At 65.6% G+C, this 18,186-nt stretch carries 17 protein-coding genes; 10 read left to right on the top strand and 7 right to left on the bottom strand.

What is annotated here, in order from left to right:
• Positions 1-104: 104 nt before the first annotated feature.
• From AAFG13_RS40470 to AAFG13_RS40490, 5 genes are all read left to right on the top strand, one after another.
• On the top strand, positions 105-1,454 hold the full coding sequence (locus AAFG13_RS40470) for an amidase (RefSeq protein ID WP_342710469.1): 1,350 nt from the start codon (positions 105-107) through the stop codon (positions 1,452-1,454).
• Entirely contained in the window at positions 1,447-2,133 is a 687-nt protein-coding gene (locus tag AAFG13_RS40475; protein WP_342710470.1) for a DUF2848 domain-containing protein, read from the top strand. Before AAFG13_RS40470 ends, AAFG13_RS40475 begins: the two co-directional genes overlap by 8 nt.
• 250 nt (positions 2,134-2,383) lie before the next feature.
• Positions 2,384-3,127 (top strand): 2OG-Fe(II) oxygenase, encoded by a 744-nt coding sequence (locus tag AAFG13_RS40480; protein ID WP_342710471.1) that lies wholly within the window; start codon positions 2,384-2,386, stop codon positions 3,125-3,127.
• A gap of 12 nt (positions 3,128-3,139) precedes the next feature.
• On the top strand, positions 3,140-3,793 hold the full coding sequence (alkB, locus tag AAFG13_RS40485) for a DNA oxidative demethylase AlkB (protein ID WP_342710472.1): 654 nt from the start codon (positions 3,140-3,142) through the stop codon (positions 3,791-3,793).
• 43 nt (positions 3,794-3,836) lie between these two features.
• On the top strand, positions 3,837-5,051 hold the full coding sequence (locus tag AAFG13_RS40490) for an MFS transporter (protein WP_342710473.1): 1,215 nt from the start codon (positions 3,837-3,839) through the stop codon (positions 5,049-5,051).
• On the opposite strand, the gene AAFG13_RS40495 is transcribed toward AAFG13_RS40490, so the two are convergent.
• The 6 genes from AAFG13_RS40495 to hpaH form a co-directional block, all read right to left on the bottom strand.
• Positions 5,048-6,676 (bottom strand): thiamine pyrophosphate-dependent enzyme, encoded by a 1,629-nt coding sequence (locus tag AAFG13_RS40495; RefSeq protein ID WP_212311143.1) that lies wholly within the window; start codon positions 6,674-6,676, stop codon positions 5,048-5,050. The two genes, AAFG13_RS40490 and AAFG13_RS40495, sit on opposite strands and share 4 nt — an antisense overlap.
• Positions 6,677-6,700: 24 nt before the next feature.
• Positions 6,701-7,573 (bottom strand): fumarylacetoacetate hydrolase family protein, encoded by an 873-nt coding sequence (locus tag AAFG13_RS40500; RefSeq protein WP_342710474.1) that lies wholly within the window; start codon positions 7,571-7,573, stop codon positions 6,701-6,703.
• Between the two features lie 180 nt (positions 7,574-7,753).
• Positions 7,754-8,737 carry a 3,4-dihydroxyphenylacetate 2,3-dioxygenase gene (gene hpaD, locus AAFG13_RS40505; RefSeq protein WP_342710475.1) on the bottom strand — a complete coding sequence of 328 codons (984 nt, stop codon included), beginning with the start codon at positions 8,735-8,737 and terminating at the stop codon, positions 7,754-7,756.
• A 131-nt stretch (positions 8,738-8,868) separates the two neighbouring features.
• The gene (gene hpaE, locus AAFG13_RS40510; protein WP_342710476.1) at positions 8,869-10,413 is read right to left on the bottom strand and encodes a 5-carboxymethyl-2-hydroxymuconate semialdehyde dehydrogenase; all 1,545 of its coding nucleotides are present in this window, start codon (positions 10,411-10,413) and stop codon (positions 8,869-8,871) included.
• Entirely contained in the window at positions 10,406-10,804 is a 399-nt protein-coding gene (locus tag AAFG13_RS40515) for a 5-carboxymethyl-2-hydroxymuconate Delta-isomerase (protein WP_212311139.1), read from the bottom strand. Before AAFG13_RS40515 ends, hpaE begins: the two co-directional genes overlap by 8 nt.
• Before the next feature lie 21 nt (positions 10,805-10,825).
• Entirely contained in the window at positions 10,826-11,632 is an 807-nt protein-coding gene (hpaH, locus tag AAFG13_RS40520; protein ID WP_342710477.1) for a 2-oxo-hept-4-ene-1,7-dioate hydratase, read from the bottom strand.
• A gap of 116 nt (positions 11,633-11,748) precedes the next feature.
• On the opposite strand from hpaH, the gene hpaR reads away from it, so the two are divergent.
• Positions 11,749-12,285 carry a homoprotocatechuate degradation operon regulator HpaR gene (hpaR, locus tag AAFG13_RS40525; RefSeq protein ID WP_212311137.1) on the top strand — a complete coding sequence of 179 codons (537 nt, stop codon included), beginning with the start codon at positions 11,749-11,751 and terminating at the stop codon, positions 12,283-12,285.
• 25 nt (positions 12,286-12,310) lie between these two features.
• Here hpaR and AAFG13_RS40530 read toward each other — a convergent pair whose 3' ends face one another.
• Entirely contained in the window at positions 12,311-13,306 is a 996-nt protein-coding gene (locus AAFG13_RS40530; protein ID WP_212311136.1) for a GntR family transcriptional regulator, read from the bottom strand.
• 287 nt (positions 13,307-13,593) lie between these two features.
• Here AAFG13_RS40530 and AAFG13_RS40535 point away from each other — a divergent pair, with 287 nt between their 5' ends.
• From AAFG13_RS40535 to AAFG13_RS40550, 4 genes are all read left to right on the top strand, one after another.
• On the top strand, positions 13,594-14,739 hold the full coding sequence (locus tag AAFG13_RS40535) for an ABC transporter substrate-binding protein (protein WP_212311135.1): 1,146 nt from the start codon (positions 13,594-13,596) through the stop codon (positions 14,737-14,739).
• Positions 14,740-14,811: 72 nt separating this feature from the next.
• Positions 14,812-15,687: a branched-chain amino acid ABC transporter permease gene (locus AAFG13_RS40540; protein WP_029082157.1), complete on the top strand. Its 876-nt coding sequence runs from the start codon at positions 14,812-14,814 to the stop codon at positions 15,685-15,687.
• The gene (locus tag AAFG13_RS40545; RefSeq protein WP_342710478.1) at positions 15,684-17,456 is read left to right on the top strand and encodes a branched-chain amino acid ABC transporter ATP-binding protein/permease; all 1,773 of its coding nucleotides are present in this window, start codon (positions 15,684-15,686) and stop codon (positions 17,454-17,456) included. Before AAFG13_RS40540 ends, AAFG13_RS40545 begins: the two co-directional genes overlap by 4 nt.
• Positions 17,456-18,184: an ABC transporter ATP-binding protein gene (locus tag AAFG13_RS40550; protein WP_050406791.1), complete on the top strand. Its 729-nt coding sequence runs from the start codon at positions 17,456-17,458 to the stop codon at positions 18,182-18,184. Before AAFG13_RS40545 ends, AAFG13_RS40550 begins: the two co-directional genes overlap by 1 nt.
• Positions 18,185-18,186: the final 2 nt, after the last annotated feature.

The following is an 18,186-nucleotide window of genomic DNA, read 5'->3' on the forward strand; positions in this document are numbered from 1 at the left end:
CGCACCGGTCTGGAAATCGGCGCCGGTTCGCGCGACAATCAGCTGCAAGACCTTCTGAATTGCAAGCCAGCAAGCCGTGAAGTGCAAGCCGTAAAGTGAAAGCCATGCCGAAAAATCCGACACTCGCCTCCCTTGCCGCCGACCTCGCCAGCGGCGCGACCTCCGCCCGCAAGCTAGTCGAGCAATGCATTGGCAGGATCGCCGATCCGTCGGGCGAGGGCCAGCGCGCCTTCATCCATGTCGACCGCGACGCCGCGCTGGAAGCCGCCGACGCCATGGACCGGCTGCGCAAGGCCAATGCGGCGCCGTCACCCTTTGCCGGCATCCCGGTCTCGATCAAGGACCTGTTCGACATCAAGGGGCAGGTGACGCGCGCAGGCTCCCGGGCGCTGGATGATTCCGCGCCGGCGGATGCCGATGCGCCTGCCGTGGCACGGCTCAAGCGCGCCGGCTTCGTCGTGATCGGCCGCACCAACATGACCGAATTCGCCTATTCCGGCATCGGCATCAATCCGCATTACGGTACGCCGAAGAGCGCCTGGAACCGGAGCGTCGGCCATGTGCCCGGCGGCTCGTCCTCGGGCGCGGCGGTCTCGATCGCCGACGGCATGGCATTCGGCGCGCTCGGCACCGACACCGGCGGCTCCTGCCGGATCCCGGCCGCCTTCAACGGCATCGTCGGTTACAAGCCGACGCAGCGCCGGATTCCGCTCGATGGCGGCGTGCCGCTGTCGTTCACTCTCGACAGCTACGGCCCGCTGGCGAATTCAGTCGCCTGCTGTGCCGCGCTCGACGCGGTGCTGGCCGACGAGCCGGTGACGCCGATCGTCCCGCGCCCGGTCAAGGGCATGCGGCTCGCGGTGCCGACCACAGTCGTGCTCGACGACCTCGACGATGCCGTTGCAAAGACCTTCGAGCGCGCGCTGGCGACGTTGTCACGCGCCGGCGCGTTGATCGAACGGATCGAGGTGCCCGAGCTGCTCGATGTCGGCGTGATGAACACCAAGGGCGGGTTTTCCGCGGCCGAGAGCTATGCCTGGCACCGCTTCCTGCTGGCCAGCAAGGGCGACATCTACGATCCCCGCGTCGCGGTACGGATCCAGCGCGGCGAGGGATTTCTTGCCGCCGACTATATCGACATCATCAACGCGCGGCGGTCGTTCATCGCCCGGACCGAGGCGCGCATCGCGCCCTATGACGCGATGGTGCTGCCGACCACGGCCAACCTGCCGCCGACCATCGCCAGCCTCGCCGACGACAAGGCGTTCGCCACGGAGAATTTGCGCGCGCTGCGCAACCCCTCGCTGATCAACGTGCTCGATGGCTGCGCCATCTCGCTGCCCGCCCATCGCGACGGCGAGGCGCCGGTCGGCCTGATGCTCGCCGCCGCGGGCGGTTCGGATCGCCGCATCTTCGAGCTTGCCGCCGGAATGGAGACCGTCATCCGTGTTTGATCTCACCTTCAATGTCGACGACAAGGGCGTCGCGACGCCGCTCACGCTCGAAATCAAACAGGCCGTGATCGCCGGCTGGACCGGCCGCGATCCGGTGGCGCGCGACAAGCATATCGCCGAGCTCGAGGCGCTCGGCATCGCGCGGCCCGCGACGACGCCGATCTATTACCGCTGCTCGGCGCGCCGGCTGACCTTCGCCGACACGATCGAGGTCTGCGGCGAGGATTCGAGCGGCGAGGTCGAGTTCGTGCTGATCGGCTGGCAGGGCCGCACCTTCGTCGGCTGCGGCTCCGACCATACCGACCGCAAGGTCGAGAGCTACAGCGTCACGGTGTCGAAGCAGATGTGCGACAAGCCTGTCGCGGCCGAACTGTGGGAGCTCGAGGACGTCATCGATCATTGGGACCAGCTGATCCTGCGGTCCTGGGCCGTGATCGGCGGCCAGCGCGTGCTCTACCAGGAAGGCACGCTCGATCACATGCTGCCGGTAAAGGACCTGATCGCGCGCGGCTTCGACCAGGGCGCGCTGCCCGACGGCTGCGCCATGTTCGGCGGCACCTTCGCGGCCAAGGGCGGCATCCGCCCCGCCAGCCGCTTCGAGTTCGAGCTGCAAGACCCCGTGCTGAAGCGCAAGATTAGCCACGGCTACGACGTGGTGACGCTGCCGGTCAGGGGCTGATTTCCTTCCGCGCGTGATCCTGTTGAGATCTGGGTGGTACTTTCTCCGCGCGTCGTCCCTGCGAAAGCAGGGACCCATAACCACAGGCCGAGGTGGTTGGCACGCTGTGGCCCCAGCTTTCCAAAGCAACAGATGACGGTGGTTATGGGTCCCTGCTTTGGCAGGGACGACAGCGGAATTGGGGCGCTGTCCTGGACATTCCATCGGAAATCGGGTGGCGCCAGCTGCGCTCAAGGGCCAGATTCGCCGCATGACAGCAACAGCCAGAACCATCACCCGCCCGACCACCAGCATTCCCGCCCGCGTTGACGCGCTCGACTGGGACCGGATCACGACCGACCTCGACGGACAGGGCTGCGCCGTCCTTGGCGGCCTGCTGACGCCAGAGGAATGCGATGCTGTCGCCGCGCTCTATCCCGACGACAGCCGGTTCCGCAGCCGGGTCGTGATGGGCCGCCACGGCTTCGGCCGCGGCGAGTACAAGTATTTCTCCTATCCGCTGCCGGACCTGATCGCGGAACTGCGGCCGGCGCTGTATGCGCGGCTGACCGCGACCGCCAATCGCTGGAACGAGACGATGGGGATCGAAATCAGCTATCCTCCGTCGCATGGGGCCTTCCTGAAGCGCTGCCATGATGCCGGGCAGACGCGGCCGACGCCGCTGCTGCTGCAATATGGCGAGAGCGATTACAATTGCCTGCACCAGGATCTCTATGGCGAGCACGTATTCCCGATCCAGGTCGCGATCCTGCTGTCGCAGCCGGGGCGCGATTTCACCGGCGGCGAGTTCGTGCTGACTGAGCAGCGGCCGCGGATGCAGTCGCGGCCCGAGGTGGTGCCGCTGACCAAGGGCGATGCGGTGGCCTTTGCCGTGCATCATCGTCCGGTGCAGGGGACGCGCGGTCCTTATCGTGTCAATCTGCGCCACGGCGTCAGCCGGATCAGGTCCGGCCATCGCCACACCGTTGGTGTGATCTTCCACGACGCAGAGTGAGTGTGCAGAGGCGTGGCTGCTGATCTGTTCGAGACCATTGGCGATGCGCGGCCGCCGCGCGAAGTTATCGCGGACGGCGCGGTGCTGTTGCGCGGCTTTGTCCGGCCGTTCGAGGCCGAGCTGATCCCGGCCTTGCGTGTGATCGTCAAGCAGGCGCCGTTCCGGCATCTGATCACGCCGGGCGGCCACCGGATGTCGGTCGCGATGACCAATTGCGGCAGCGTCGGCTGGGTCTCCGATCCCAATGGCTATCGCTATGATCCGATCGATCCGGACTCCGGACAGCCCTGGCCTGAAATGCCGGAGGTGTTGCGCGGGCTCGCCGCCGAGGCCGCGGCTGCGGCTGGCTTCAACGGCTTCGCGCCGGAGGCCTGCCTGATCAACCGCTATGTGCCCGGTGCAAAACTGTCGCTGCACCAGGACAAGGACGAGCTCGACTACGGCGCACCGATCGTCTCGATCTCGCTCGGGCTGCCGGCGGTCTTCCTGTTCGGCGGGCTGAAGCGCAGCGATACGCCGCGCCGCTATCGGCTCGAACATGGCGACGTTGCGGTGTGGGGCGGGCCGTCACGGCTATTTTATCACGGCGTCGCGGCGCTCGCTGATGGCGAGCACAGCGTGCTCGGCCGGCAGCGCATCAATTTGACCTTCCGCAAGGTGCGTTGACGCCCCCCTCCCGCAAATGGGGGAGCTGGTCTAAACTCGGGCCATGACCACCAAGGCCGACCGCGCGGTCAACCGCACCGGCGTCTATCTCGCCGTGCTGCAGCTCGTGTTCACGCTGGGCTGGACCACCTACCTGATCTATCTGCCGAAGCTGTGCGCCGATGTCGGCATCGCGCCGTCGACCGTCATCCTGATCCTGATGATGGACCAGGGCATCTTCACGGTCACCGACACCGCGATGGGCATGGCCGCCGACAGGATTGCGAGCCTCGTCGGCCGGCTCGGCGTGTTCGTCGGCGTTCTCGCCGCGATCTCCTGCGCCGCCTTCGTCGCGCTGCCCTATGTGGCCGGCACCGGGCCGGGCGCGAAATTGTGGCTCATCGTGCTGATCGTAATCTGGTCGGTCACATCGTCGGCCTTGCGCGCGCCGCCACTGACGCTGCTCGGCAAGTATCGCGCGCAACCCTCCGTCCCGTTCCTCGCCGCGCTGGCGATGCTGGGCTACGGCATCGCGGGTGCGGTCTCGCCCTATCTCGGCGTTGTGCTGCGCGATCATGATGCGCGGCTGCCGTTCGTGCTGTCCGGCGCCGTGCTGCTGCTGACCGCGCTCGCGTTCTCAGGGATTGAGCGCCGCGTCGCCGAGGAGGTTCAGCCGGAGCGGCTCGCGCCACCGGCCAAGCGGCTCGGGGCGGTGCCGATGTTCCTGATCGGATCGATGGTGCTGCTCTCGCTCGGCTATCAGCTGCATTTCAACATCAACAGCGCGCCGTTCTATTTGCGCTTTGCCAAGTCAGACGACCTGCAGTGGCTGATGCCGGTGTTCTGGATCGGCTTCAACATCGCGATGTTTCCGGCGAGCATCGTCGTCAAGCATCGCGGCGGCCTGATCGTGATGGGCGCGGCGGGACTGCTCGGCGCATTCGCTGTCATCGCCGCGGAGATCGCCGGCAGTCTCAATGTCCTGATCGTGGCGCAGTTCATGGCGGGAGCGGCCTGGGGCTGCATGCTGATGAGCGCGGTGTCCGCGGCGCTTGCGATCGGCGAGGCCGGCGCGGAAGGCAAGGTGACGGGACTGGTGTTCTCGGCGCTGGCGCTTGCTACCTTTGCGCGGATGGCGGCGGTCGCCGGCGGCTTGCAGAAGATGCCGGACTATGCGCCGCTGGTGCATTGGGCGCCGGTCGCCTGCTGGTCAGTCGCCGGCGCCGGCCTGCTCGTGATCGCCGCGTCGCGATTGCAGCGCGGCGTGAAGAGCGCTTAGTTGTTCCTCGCCGGATGGATGAACGCCCAGGGCGAGACTTCCGAATCCGTCGGCACTTCAACCGAGATCACGTAGGGGCCGCCGTCGGCCAGCGCCTTCTCCAGCACGGGGCGGAAGTGATCGGGCGAGGTGACGCGCGCGGCGCCGACGCCGAAGGACTCCGCAAGCTTGACGAAATCGGGGTTGACCAGGTCGGAGGCAACGACACGACCGTCGAAGCGCTCGCGCTGGTCGCGGCGGACATTGCCATAGGCGTTGTTGTTGAACACCAGCGTCACCACGCCGATCTTGAACTGCACGGCGGTGGCGAGCTCCTGCACGCCGAACATGAAGCCGCCGTCGCCGGTGATCGCGACGACAGGCTTGTTGGGGTTGGCGACCTTGGCGCCGAGCGCGGTCGGGAAGCCCGAGCCAAGCGTGCCCTGATAGCCCGAGGTGACGAAGGTGCGCGGTTCGTAGATCGGAAAGCCGTACCAGGAGGCAAAGCCGACTTGCGATAGCTCGTCGGTGACGATGGCGTTTGCCGGCAACACCTCGCGCAGGATCTTCAGGTAGGCCATCTGCGGCTGGATGCGCTGGATCTCCTGCTCGGCGGCCGCGGTCGCCTCGCGGATCGCGGCGCGGCGGCCCGAGGTCTTGCTGTAGCCGGCCTTGCGCACGGCGGCGATGAGATCGGCGGTCGCGGCTCTGGCGTCCGCGATCACGCCGGCGTCGGCCGGCCAGCGGCGCAGCTCGACCGGATCGATGTCGATGCGCACGCATTTCAGGCCGGCCGGCTGATAAGGCCAGCGCGACATCGTCGGCAGCTCCATGCGGGTGCCGATGCCGATCATCAGGTCGGTCTTCGGCCACAGCTTGTAGGCCGCGGCCATGGTGAGCCCGAGCTCGTGCGCGTTGGAGACGATGCCGCGGCCGCTGCGGAATGCGACCACCGGCGCGTCGATCATCTCGGCCAGCTCGAGGATCTCCTCGCGGGCCTCGATGGCGCCGCTGCCGACGAAGATCATCGGCGCTTTGCTGCCGGCGATCAGATCGGCGGCCGCCTTGATGCGGTCCGGATCGGGTTGCGGCGCCGGCAACGGATCGAACGGATTGACGGGGGCGACCTGGGTGCGCTGAGTGAAGACATCCCACGGCATCTCCAGCGACGCCGGGCCGCGCCGGCCCGACAGCATCTCCTGGAATGCGCGCGACACCATCGCGGGCGCGTTGTCAGGATATTCGATCCGGTCGGCCCATTTCACGAAGGTGCGCAGCGTCGCGAGCTGGTCCGGCATCTCGTGCAGATGGCCGCGGCCCTTGCCGAGAAATTGCGTCGGCACCTGGCCGGTCAGGCACAGCACCGGCTCGTTGCAGCCGAATGCGGTGAGCAGCGCCGCCGAAGCGTTGAGCACGCCAGGACCGGGCACGACGCTGAACACGCCGGGCTTGCCAGAGGAGCGGGCATAGCCGAACGCCATGTAGCCGCAGGCCTGTTCATGCCGGGCGCCGATCACCTTGAGCTGCGCCTGGTGGAAGGCATCGAACAGGCCGTAGATCTGCGCGCCGGGCAGGCCGAATACGGTGTCGACGCCGTGGGCGACGAGGCCGTTGACGATCGCTTCGCCGCCGGATGTTGAGGTCATGGCACTGTCCACTTGCTTGTGAGGTTAGGTGGCTTCGTCGACGACGCCGTTGCGCAGGATGCCGACGCCTTCGGCCTCGACCTCGACGACATCACCGGGCTTCAGATAGCGCGGCGGATCGAACCGCGCACCTGCGCCGGTCGGGGTGCCCGTGACGATGATGTCGCCGGGAACCAGCGTCGTGAAGGTCGAGATGTAGTTGATGAGGTAGCGGAAGCCGAAGATCAAGCGCGAGGTGCGGTCGTCCTGCCTGACTTCGCCGTTGACCCGCGTGGTCAGCCGGATATCGGCGATCTGCGCTTCACCGGTGTAAGGCACGATCCACGGGCCGAGACTGCCGGTGGAATCGAAGTTCTTGCCCTGGGTGACGTTGAATTTGGCGTGGCGCACCCAGTCGCGGATGGTGCCTTCGTTGCAGAGCGTGATCGCGGCGATGTGATCGAGCGCGGCGCTCTCGGCAATGTGCCGGCCGGCCTTGCCGATCACCAGCACCAGCTCGCCCTCATAGTCGAGCTGCGGCGAGACGCGCGGCCGCACCACCGGCGTGTTGTGGCCGACGAAGGAGCGCGGCACCCGCAGGAACATGCTGGGATATTTCGGCGCGTCCGAGCCGTCCTTATACTCGGCATTGCGGTCCGGATAGTTGACGCCGATGCAGATGATCTTGTCCGGCGCCGGGATCGGCGGCTGCCAGGCAACTGCGTCCAGCGCGTGGTCGGGCGCGCGCTTGGCGGCGTCCTCCACGAGCCTGGTCAGTGCGCCGGCGGCGATCGCCTCACGCAGCGTCGGATAATCCCCGGCGAAGCGCGACGAGAGGTCGACGATGCCGGTGTCGGTGACCGCGCCATACTGCGTGGCGCCGTTGACGGAATAGGTGGCGAGGCGAGGGGCTGACATTAGCAATCCATTTCTTGATGTCGTCCCGGCGAAGGCCGGGACCCATACGCCGCGGCCATCGGAATGGGTACGCGGCTAGAGATTCTTTCGGCAACCCTATTCGGTGGTTATGGGTCCCGGCTCCGTGCGCAATCGCGCACTCGGCCGGGACGACGTGGAGGGTGTTCGTTGTACTCGCGCTTAATCCGCAACCAGCACGTCGGCGACGAAGCGGGGCTCGCGCACCGCCTGGCCGGCGAAGGTCGAGCCTTCCTCGAACCAGGAGCGCGGCGCCGGTGCGCCCCACAGCGTCTGGCGGCGCGGATCGCGCAGCGACCAGCGCAGCGGCTCATGGTCGTGATCGCCGGTGAAATAGTCGCTGGTGTAGAGCTCAATGCGGTGGCCGTCGGGATCGCGGATGTAGAGGAAGAAGGCGTTCGAGATGCCGTGCCGGCCCGGGCCACGTTCGATGTTCGCGAGGAAGCCGGAGGAGGCCATCACGTCGCAGAGATGCACGATGTTCATCGCGGTCGGCACCCAATAGGCGATGTGGTGCAGGCGCGGGCCACGGCCGTTGGTGATGGCGAAGTCATGGACATTGCCCTTGCGGTGCATCCAGGCGGCCGCGATGCGGCCGTTAGCGCCGTCCTCCTCGGCATATTCGGTGAGGCGGAAGCCGAGCCGGGCGTAGAAGTCGACAGTGTTCTGCACCTCGGCGGCGAACACGTTGAAATGGTCGAGCCGCTGCGGATGGCAGCCCTTGTAGAGATCGTAACGCCGCAAGAGATGCGGGCGCTTCTCCATCGTGGCGTAGAGCTCAATCTGGAAGCCGAACGGATCGGTGAATTGCAGCGTGCGGCCCTGGAACGGCTGGTCGACGAAGGCATAGGCAATGCCGTTCTCGGAGAAGAACGACGCCGCCTTGTCGAGATCGCCGTCGTTGCCGACCTTGAAGCCGAGGCGGTTGCAGGCGGCCTTCGCTGCTTTGCGCAGCACCACCGAGTGATGCTGGTGCTCCTCGCTGGCACGCAGATACACCGAATTGTCGTCGCGGTCCTCGATATGGAGGCCGACGGTCTTCTCGTAGAAGGTGGCGCTCTTCTCCAAATCCGTGACGTCGAGCACGGCATGGCTGCAGCGGATGATATTGAACGGCGGATCGAAGACGTGGGTTGGAACGGGCATGGCGTGTTTCCCTCAATTTGGCTCGTCATTCCGGGATGCGCCTCTTGGCGCAGGCCCGGAATCCATACTCACGATCGTGGTTATGGATTCCGGGCTCGCCGCTACGCGTCGCCCCGGAATGACAGTGCTGACTAGACTCCCAGTTTCTGAATCTTGTGCGTCCCGCGCGCGAGCGAGACGTGCTTGGTTTCCATGTAGAAGTCGAACGAGTAGTCGCCGCCGTCGCGGCCGATGCCGGACGCTTTCATGCCGCCGAACGGGGTCGGCAGATGGCGGACGTTTTCCGAGTTGAGCCAGATCATGCCGGCTTCGAGCGCGTCCGCGACGCGCAGCGCGCGGCCCACGTCGCCGGTCCAGACATAGCCGGCAAGGCCGTACTGCACGCCGTTGGCGATCTCGATGGCGTCAGCCTCGTCACGGAACGGGATCACGGTCAGGAACGGACCGAACACCTCCTGCTGGGCCACGCGCATTGTCGCGTTGGCGCCGGTGACGAGGGTTGGCTGCACATAGTGCCCGCCGCCGGGACCGTCATGCGGCTTGCCGCCGACCGCAATCGTCGCGCCGTCCTGCTTGGCGACGTCGAAATAGCTGCAGACCTTGGCGAAGTGCCGTTCGTGGATCAACGGCCCGATCTCGGTCGCCGGATCGAGGGGGTGACCGACCTTGAGTGCCTTCACGCGCGCGGTCAGCTTCTCGATGAATTTCTCGGCGATGCTTTGTTGAACCAGCAGCCGGCTCGACGAGGTGCAGCGCTCGCCGTTGAGCGAGTAGATCATGAACACGACTGCATCGAGCGCGCGGTCGAGATCGGCATCGTCGAACACGATCACCGGGTTCTTGCCGCCGAGCTCGAAATGCACCCGCTTCAGGGTCGGCGCACCCTGCGCCATGATCGCCGAGCCCGTCGTGCTCTCGCCGACGAAGCCGATCGCCTTGATCGCGGGGTGTTCGGTCAGCGCCTTGCCGGCGTCCTCGCCGAAGCCGTGCACAGTGTTGAACACGCCGTCGGGCAGACCGGCCTGTTTTGCGAGTTTGACCAGCAGATCGGCGGTCACCGGCGACCATTCGGCCGGCTTGTGCACCACCGTGCAGCCCGCGGCGAGCGCCGGCGCGATCTTCCAGGTCGAGAGCATGAACGGCGTGTTCCACGGCGTGATCACGCCGACCGGGCCGATCGGCACGCGGGTCGAGATATTCCAGTGCTCGTCCGAGGGCGTGTTGAGGCCGTCGCGGGCCTCACCGCATTTGTCGGCGAAGAAGCGGAAATTCTCGGCAGCGCGGATCGCGGCCTTGGCCATGAAGCGGTGTGCCTGGCCGGTGTCGATGCATTCGAGCACGGCGATATCGTCGGCGCGTTCCACGATCGCGTCAGCCACACGATGCAGCAGCTTGCGCCGTTGCGTCGCCGGCATGTCGCGCCAGGCCTTGAAGGCCTTCGACGCGGCGGTTGCGGCACGGTCGATGTCCTCGGCGTTGCCGCGCGCGACGGTCGCCAGCACCGTGCCGTCGACCGGCGATTTCGTCTCGAACGTCTGGCCGGAGGCCGCCGGCACGACCTTGCCGTCGATCACATGGCCGATGCCTTCGGCCTTCAATTTCGCAAGCAGTGGCCCGGCGCGATCGCGGTTGGCCTGGAACACGTCGGCCGACGATTTCGGGGTGGCTTTATCCATTGACCGTCTCCACCTTCAGTGCGTCGTGGATGTTGTTGCGTTTCCAGCTCGTTTCCTTGTCGTTGATCTGCATGTCGAACGACAGAGCGAACTTGCTGTTGGCGAATACCGGATCGAGATGGGCCGACAGCGCCTTGAAGATGTGCTCGCCGGCCTTCTTGCGCGCGGTGAGGTCGCGGCCTTCGCCCAGCCGCAGCACCATGTCGAGGAAGCCGTAATTCTTGCGGCCGTCGGCGATCGCGTAGTGCTCGCATCTGATGGCGCGCACGCGGATGCCGCCGAGCGGGAAGATGCCGGTCTCGACCGCGGCCTTCCGGACCAGTTCGACCGTCGCGCCCATGTCGACGAGGCCGTCGAGATTGGCGGAGTATTCAAGCGTGAAATGCGGCATGCAGCTCTCCTGCTGAGTGCGTCAAGCGAAGTAGCAGCTCACGGACCCGTAAGGTCCGTAGTCGGCCTGGATGGTGTCGCCCTTGCGAGTCTCGATCGGGCGGATGAAGGAACCTGCCAGCACGATCTGTCCGGCCTCCAGCGCCAGCCCGTTCGGTGCGATCTTGTTGGCCAGCCAGGCCACCGCGGTCGCCGGATGATTCAACACACCGGCGGCCAGACCGGTTTCCTCGAGCTGGCCATTTCGGAAGCAGAGCGCGCCGATCCAGCGCAGATCGGCTTCGAGCGGACGGATCGGACGGCCGCCGAGCACAATGCCGGCATTGGCGGCGTTATCGGCGATGGTGTCGAAGATCTTCCGCGTCGCCTTGGTCTCGGAGTCGACGCGCTCGACCCGCGTATCCAGGATCTCCAGCGCCGGCACCACGAAGTCAGTGGCGTTGAGCACGTCGAACAGCGTGCAGTTCGGCCCCGCCAGGCGATGCTTCATCACGAAGGCGAGCTCGGGCTCGACGCGGGTTGCGATGAAGCGGTCGGTCGGCACCAGGCCGCCATCGGCAAAGAACATGTCGTCGAGCAGGATGCCTGAATCCGGCTCGTCGATATTGAGCGCGCTCTGCATCGCCTTCGAGGTCAGGCCGATCTTGTGGCCCTTGACGACGCGCCCCTGCGCCACCTTCATCTCGACCCAGGCCTTCTGAATCGCGTAGGCGTCTTCGAGGGTAATGCGGGGGTATTCCAGCGAGAGCTGGCGGATTTGCTTGCGGGTCTTTTCCGCGTTGTCGAGCCGTTGGGCGGCAGCGCGGATATCGTCCTTGGAAAGGGCCATGCGTGATACACAAAAGTGGATGTCGGGGAGATGATTAACATGTTAAGTGAATTCCCGCAAACTGAATCAGGGCATGTTGCAACGCAAAATTTTGTTGCTGTGGATTGAGCTGAGTAATGGCACGCAAGAAATCGTTGGATGAGACCCGGCCGGGGCAGGGCGACGACGCATCGTCGCGACGGACCCCGATGCGCGAGTTCTCGCGCTCGCTGCCGATGTCGCTGCTCCGTGCGCGCGAGGCGGTGATGCGGCAGTTCCGACCGTCGCTGCGCAATCACGGGCTGACCGAGCAGCAGTGGCGGATTTTGCGTGCGCTCACCGCGGTCGACGAGATCGAGGTCACCGAGCTCGCCCGCGTGGCGTTCCTGCTCGGCCCGAGCCTGTCGCGTATCCTGCGTGATCTCGAGGCGCGCGCGTTGATCGAGCGCAAGGCGGCGGAGAACGACGGGCGGCGCGGAGTGGTCTCGATCTCGGCCAAGGGGTTGAAGCTGATCGAGGCGGTGGCGCCGACGTCGGAGGCGATCTATGCCGAGATCACACGGCGATATGGCGCGCGCAAGCTTGCCGAGTTGCACGAAATGCTGGGCGCGCTGGAGGCAAGCCTCGCCGGAATGGGCTCGGCTGATGACGCCGAAGCCGAGGCCGACGAGTAGTCGCGACGATGCGCGGCAATGCCGCTCAGGCCATGTAGGGCACCCGCGAGATCACGTTGATGGCGCGGAATTCGGCGATCCAGCCTGCGACCTTGGAGTGGGACCATTCGATATGGCGGCGCAAGGTCGCGGCGGCTGCGTCGCCGTCACGGGCGCGCAAGGCTTCGATGATCACCAGATGCTCGTCCATGAAGGAATCGATCTGCGGCGCGGTCAGGGCGACCTGGATATGCTTGCCGATCACGAAAGCGCAATGGGTGCGCTTGAGCGCTTCGACCATCTCGCGATTGATGCCGTAACCCAGGCAGCGGATGTGGAGGTCGCCCTCGATCTCATCGAGCTCGCCGACGCCGACGCGGCTGCGGAATTGGATGCCCTCGCGCAGCCGCTCCGCCATCCGGTCGAGCAGTGCGGTCGGAATCCTCGGCGCAGCGGATTTGAGGAGCAGCGGCTCGAGGGTTGCGCGCACCTCGAAGATGTCGCGCAGGCGATCCTCATCGAGCGGCACGACATACCAATGAGCCTTCGCGCCCTTCTCCAGGATTCCGATCGCCTGCGCGCGTAGCAGCAGATTGCGCGCAACCGTGCGCCCGACCCGGAAGTGCCGCGCCAATGCGAGCTCGCTGACGCGGAAGCGTCCGAACAGCGACCGGTAGATGATCTCGCGTTCGAGCTTGTAATAGAGCGCATCCCAGGCGTCGCTGCGCACCGCCTCGACGGGGCCGTCGGTCAGCCCGAACATCTCCGGCGTGATCGGGACGCGCCGCGGGTCGACCTTGCGCTTGCCGGCGATGACGCCGCGGCCATCGAAGCGGCGCACCAGGCCGATGTGCTCGAGCTGTTCGAAGGCCTGCCGTACCGGCGAGCGGCTGGAGCCGAACAAGGTAGCGATCGCCGATTCGGAGAGAACCGTGCCGGGTGGCACGTCGCCAGTCCGGATGTGCTTCGCCAATGCGCTCTTGATCAGCGCATAGGCCGGCTGTTTCCGTCTGGTCTGCGATTTCGCTCTTGGAATCGACATCGATGACTGCCCGCCGGTCACACTATCACGTGATCCCGTCATGGTCGCTGGTAGCAGGCATTTACGCACCGTTGCCAGCGAACTTTTGACTATTGCGTGCAATGTGCAATCATGTTTAGCTATGTCAAACGCCAGATTGATGGCCGTCGTTGCGCGTCTTGTGCGCTGCAGCGGCGCTCACGTTTGTTCGCCGCGCCGATTGATGGCTGCGGATAGGCAACCGATCGACGCGTCAGCTCGTCTCAACGCAGCCGACATGCAAGTCGGCGCACCAAAGGGAGGATTGAATGAAACTGACGAGGCGTGAGTTTTCCGCCGGCTTGGCGGCAGGTCTCGCTGCTCCCGCGCTGATGCGCAGCGCTTGGGCGCAGGGGGCGACCATCAAGATCGGCATGTGCGTGCCGGTGACTGGACCCGCGGCGGAGCAGGGCCTGTGGGCCCAGAACGGCGCCAAGCTGGCGCTGGCCGCGGTCAACAAGGCCGGTGGAGTACTCGGCAAGCAGGTCGAACTCGTCATCGAGGATGACCAGACCACCAATCCGGGCATCGTGCTGGCGTTCTCCAAGCTCGCCGCGCAATCCGACATCGTTGCCTTCCTCGGCTCGATCCGCTCGACCCAGGTGCAGGCGATGGCGCCCGATGTGATCAAGGTCGGCAAGCCGGTGATGATCGGCGGCACCAATCCCGATCTCACCCATTCCGGCAATCCCTGGCTGTTCCGCTTCCGCCCGAACGACAATTATTCCGGCCGCGTGATCGCCGATTTCGGCGTCACCACGCTCGGCAAGAAGAAATGGGCGATCGTGCATTCGACCGACGCGTTCGGTACCGCGGGCGGCAAGGCGCTGTCAGAGGCGCTGACCAAGCTCGGCGCGCCGCCGGTGCTTGACCAAGGCTACGCCAACCAGAGCCAGGACTTCACCCCGGTCGTGCTGGCCGTGAAGCAGTCCGGCGCCGACGTGCTCGGCACCTACTTCACCTTCGAGAACGACCTCGGCATCTTTGCCCGGCAGTTGCGCCAGCTCGGCGTCAACATCCCCTGGGTCGGCTCGCCCTCGGTGGTGGCGGTCTCCTCGACCAAGCTCGCCGGTCCCGCGCTGTTCGGCACCTACGGCGTCGCCGACTTCGCCGAAGACTCGAGCGATACCGCGAAGGCGTTCGGCAAGTCCTATCGCGATGCCTACAAGACCGCGCCCGACAACCAGAGCGCCTGGCCGTACGACGCGATCACCATCCTGTCGGCGGCGATCAACAAGGCCGGCTCGACCGATCCGAACAAGATCCGCGACGCCATCCTGGCGACGCAGAAATTCGCCGGTGCTGAAGGCGAGTATAATTTCGACAAGAACGGCGACGGCCTGCACGGCTACAATGTCGTGAAGAACGACAAGGGCAAGATCGTCTACGACAAGCACATCGACTTCAACGATTGATCGCGGATCGGCCTCGCCGGCGAAACCGGCGAGGCCGATCTTCTGCGCACACTGTTCAGATCGAGCGCTGTCATGGATCTGGTTCTACAACTGCTGTTCACCGGCATCGGCATCGGCGCGGTCTACGCGCTGGTCGCGCTCGGTTTCGTGCTGATCTTCCGCGCCACCAACGTGGTGAACTTCGCGCAAGGCGAGTTCTCGATGGTGGCCGCCTATCTGATGGTGGTGTTCTCGGTCGATCTCGGCTGGCCTTACTGGCTGTCGTTCCTGATCGCGCTCGCCGGCATGGCGCTGTTCGGCGTCATCTTCAATCTCGGCGTCTACTATCCGCTGCGCCACCGCACCTATCTGCCTGTCATCATCGCTACCATCGGCGCCTCGATCCTGCTGTCGAACTCGGTGCTCGCGATCTACGGTCCGCAGCCGCAGGTGCTGCAGGGCTGGTTCGATACGCCCGGCATCCAGCTCGGCCCGGTCTATCTCGACAGCCAGTATCTCTTGATCATCGGCGTCACGATCCTCCTGGTGCTGTTCAATTTCTGGTTCTTCGAGAAGACGCTGCTCGGCAAGAAGCTGCAGGCGACCTCGCAGGACAAGGAGATGGCCTCGCTGCTCGGCATCTCCGTCTCCACCATGATCATGATCACCTTCATCTACTCTGCCGTGCTCGGCGGTCTCGCCGGCATCCTGGTGGCGCCGGTGCTGTTCGTCTCGATCCAGATGGGCTCGACGATTGCGCTGAAGGCGTTTGCCGCGACCATCATCGGCGGCTTCGGCGACGTTGCCGGCGCCATCGTCGGCGGCCTTGCGCTCGGCGTCATCGAGACGTTCGGCGCCGCCTATATCTCGGTGCCGTACAAGGACGGCTTTGCCTTCCTGGTGCTGATCGCTTTCCTGGTGTTCCGGCCGCAGGGCATCTTCGGCGAACGTGTCGCGGAGAAAGCATGAGCGCCAGCGACAACATGATCCCGGCGCCCGCCGTGCGCTCAAAACCGCTGATCGTTCGCCATTTGCCGTATTTCATCGGCGCGGCCGCGCTGGTGGCGCTCGCCGCCAGCATGCAGTTCGACGGCTACATCCTCAACATCCTGCTGCAGGCCACGACCTTCTCGATCGCGGTGTTCGGTTTGTCGGTCGTGCTCGGCCTGTGCGGCCAGATCAACCTGGCGCAGGCGGCGTTCTTCGGCTTCGGTGCCTATGCCGTCGGCCTCGGCACTGCCGACCTGCATCTGAACTTCTGGCTCTGTCTGGTCGGCGCCTGCGCGATCACGCTGGTCGCCGGCGCGTTTTTAGGCATGTCGACGCTGCGGCTCGGCGGGCATTACCTCGCGATGGTGACGATCTCGTTCCAGCAGATCGTGACGCTGGTGATGATCAACGCCATCGGCGTGACCCACGGGCCGGACGGCGTCGCCAACATTCGCCGGCCCGAACTGTTCCAGTCCTCGCAGAGCTATCTCGCTTTCTGCGTCGCGATGCTCGCGATCGTCGGCTATCTGGTCTGGCATCTGCCTGACACCAAGCTCGGCCGCGCCATGCGCGCGGTGCGCGACAACGAGCTTGCGGCCGGCGTCAACGGCATCGACGTATTCCGCACCAAGGTCTCCGCCTTTGCGGTGTGCGCGGTACTCGGCGGCCTCGCGGGCGGCCTGTTCGCCGGCGGCTTTGCCTATGTCAGTCCCGACCAGTTCTCATTTGCGGAATCGATTCAGTTCCTGACCATGTCGCTGCTCGGCGGCGTGGCCTCGCCGATCGGCTCCGCGATCGGCACCGGGCTGTTGATCCTGATTCCGGAATGGCTGCGCTTCCTGAAGAGCGTGCCCGGTCTCTACCTCGCGATCTACGGACTGTCGGTGATCCTGATCATCCGCTTCATGCCGGACGGCATCTGGGGCTTTGTGTCCGACGCGTTCACGCGCTGGCGCGCGCACAGCATGGCGCCGCCTGTTGCCGGAGCGCTCCAGCTCAAGCCCGCGACCACAGGCGGCGACATCGTGCTCGAAGTCACCGGGCTCTCGAAGCATTTCGGCGGCCTCAAGGCGGTCGATGGCGTCGACATCGCGGTGAAGCGCGGCAGCGTGCATGCGTTGATCGGACCCAACGGTTCCGGCAAGACCACGACGCTGAACGTGCTGTCCGGTCTCTACAAGGCAACCGCCGGCAAGATCGTGCTCGACGGCACCGACATCACCAGCATGGCGCCGCATCAGCGCACCGCTGCGGGGCTCGGACGCACCTTCCAGAACATCCGCCTGTTCCGTTCGATGACGGCGCTGGAGAATGTCGAGATCGGCGCCGAGCGTCCCGGCAACACCATGATCGGGAAGGGCGACGACGCACTGACCGAGCGCGCGATGGAGGCCTTGACCTTCGTCGGTCTCGGCAACCGCGCCAACGAGCTGATCTCGAGCTTCTCCTACGGCCACCAGCGCCTGATCGAGATCGCCCGCGCATTGGCGTCGAACCCGACGTTGCTGCTGCTCGACGAACCGGCCGCCGGCCTCAATTCGACCGAGAAGCTCGAGCTGCATGAGCTGCTGAAGCGCATCGCAGCGCAGGGCCTCACCATCCTGATCATCGATCACGACATGACGCTGGTCTCGGAGGCAGCCCAGCACATCACCGTGCTGAATTTCGGGCGCCGCATCGCCGACGGCGAGTCCATGGCGGTGCTGCGTCATCCCGACGTCGTCTCCGCTTATCTCGGGAGCGAATGATGCCGCTGCTCGAAATCCGCAATCTCGTGGTCCGCTACGGCGAGATCGAGGCGCTGCGCGGCGTCACCATCGCCGTGGAGCAGGGCCAGGTGGTCACGCTGCTGGGCGCCAACGGCGCCGGCAAGTCGACCACGCTGCGCGCGATCTCCGGCCTCGCCAAGCCTGCCTCCGGCGACATCCTGTTCGACGGTCACTCGATCGCGGGCCTTGGGCCGGAAGCGATCGTGCGGCTCGGCATCTCGCATGTGCCGGAAGGCCGCCGCGTGTTTCCGGGCCTCACCGTGAAAGAGAACATCATGCTCGGCGCGTCGAACCGGAAGGTCGGGGCGTCGCAGATCTCGCGCGAGGCCGACGCGATGTTCGACCTGTTCCCGGACATCCGCGCCTTCTCCAATGCGCTCGGCTGGACGCTGTCCGGCGGCCAGCTGCAGATGGTCGCGGTGGCGCGCGGCCTGATGGCCAAGCCGCGGCTGTTGCTGCTCGACGAGCCGTCTCTCGGGCTGGCGCCTGTGATTGTGCAGGCGGTGTTCCGCATCATTTCGCAGATCAGGAAGGACACCACGGTCTTGCTCGTCGAGCAAAATGCGCGCATGGGACTTTCGGTCGCCGATCACGGCTTCGTCCTGGAAACCGGCCGGATTGTGCTGGGCGGCAAGCCCGACGAATTGTGGGGCAACGAAGCCATCGCCGCGGCCTATCTCGGCGGCCACGCCAAAACCCACGCCTGACA

It is taken from the genome of Bradyrhizobium sp. B124 (assembly GCF_038967635.1).
Lineage (GTDB): Bacteria > Pseudomonadota > Alphaproteobacteria > Rhizobiales > Xanthobacteraceae > Bradyrhizobium.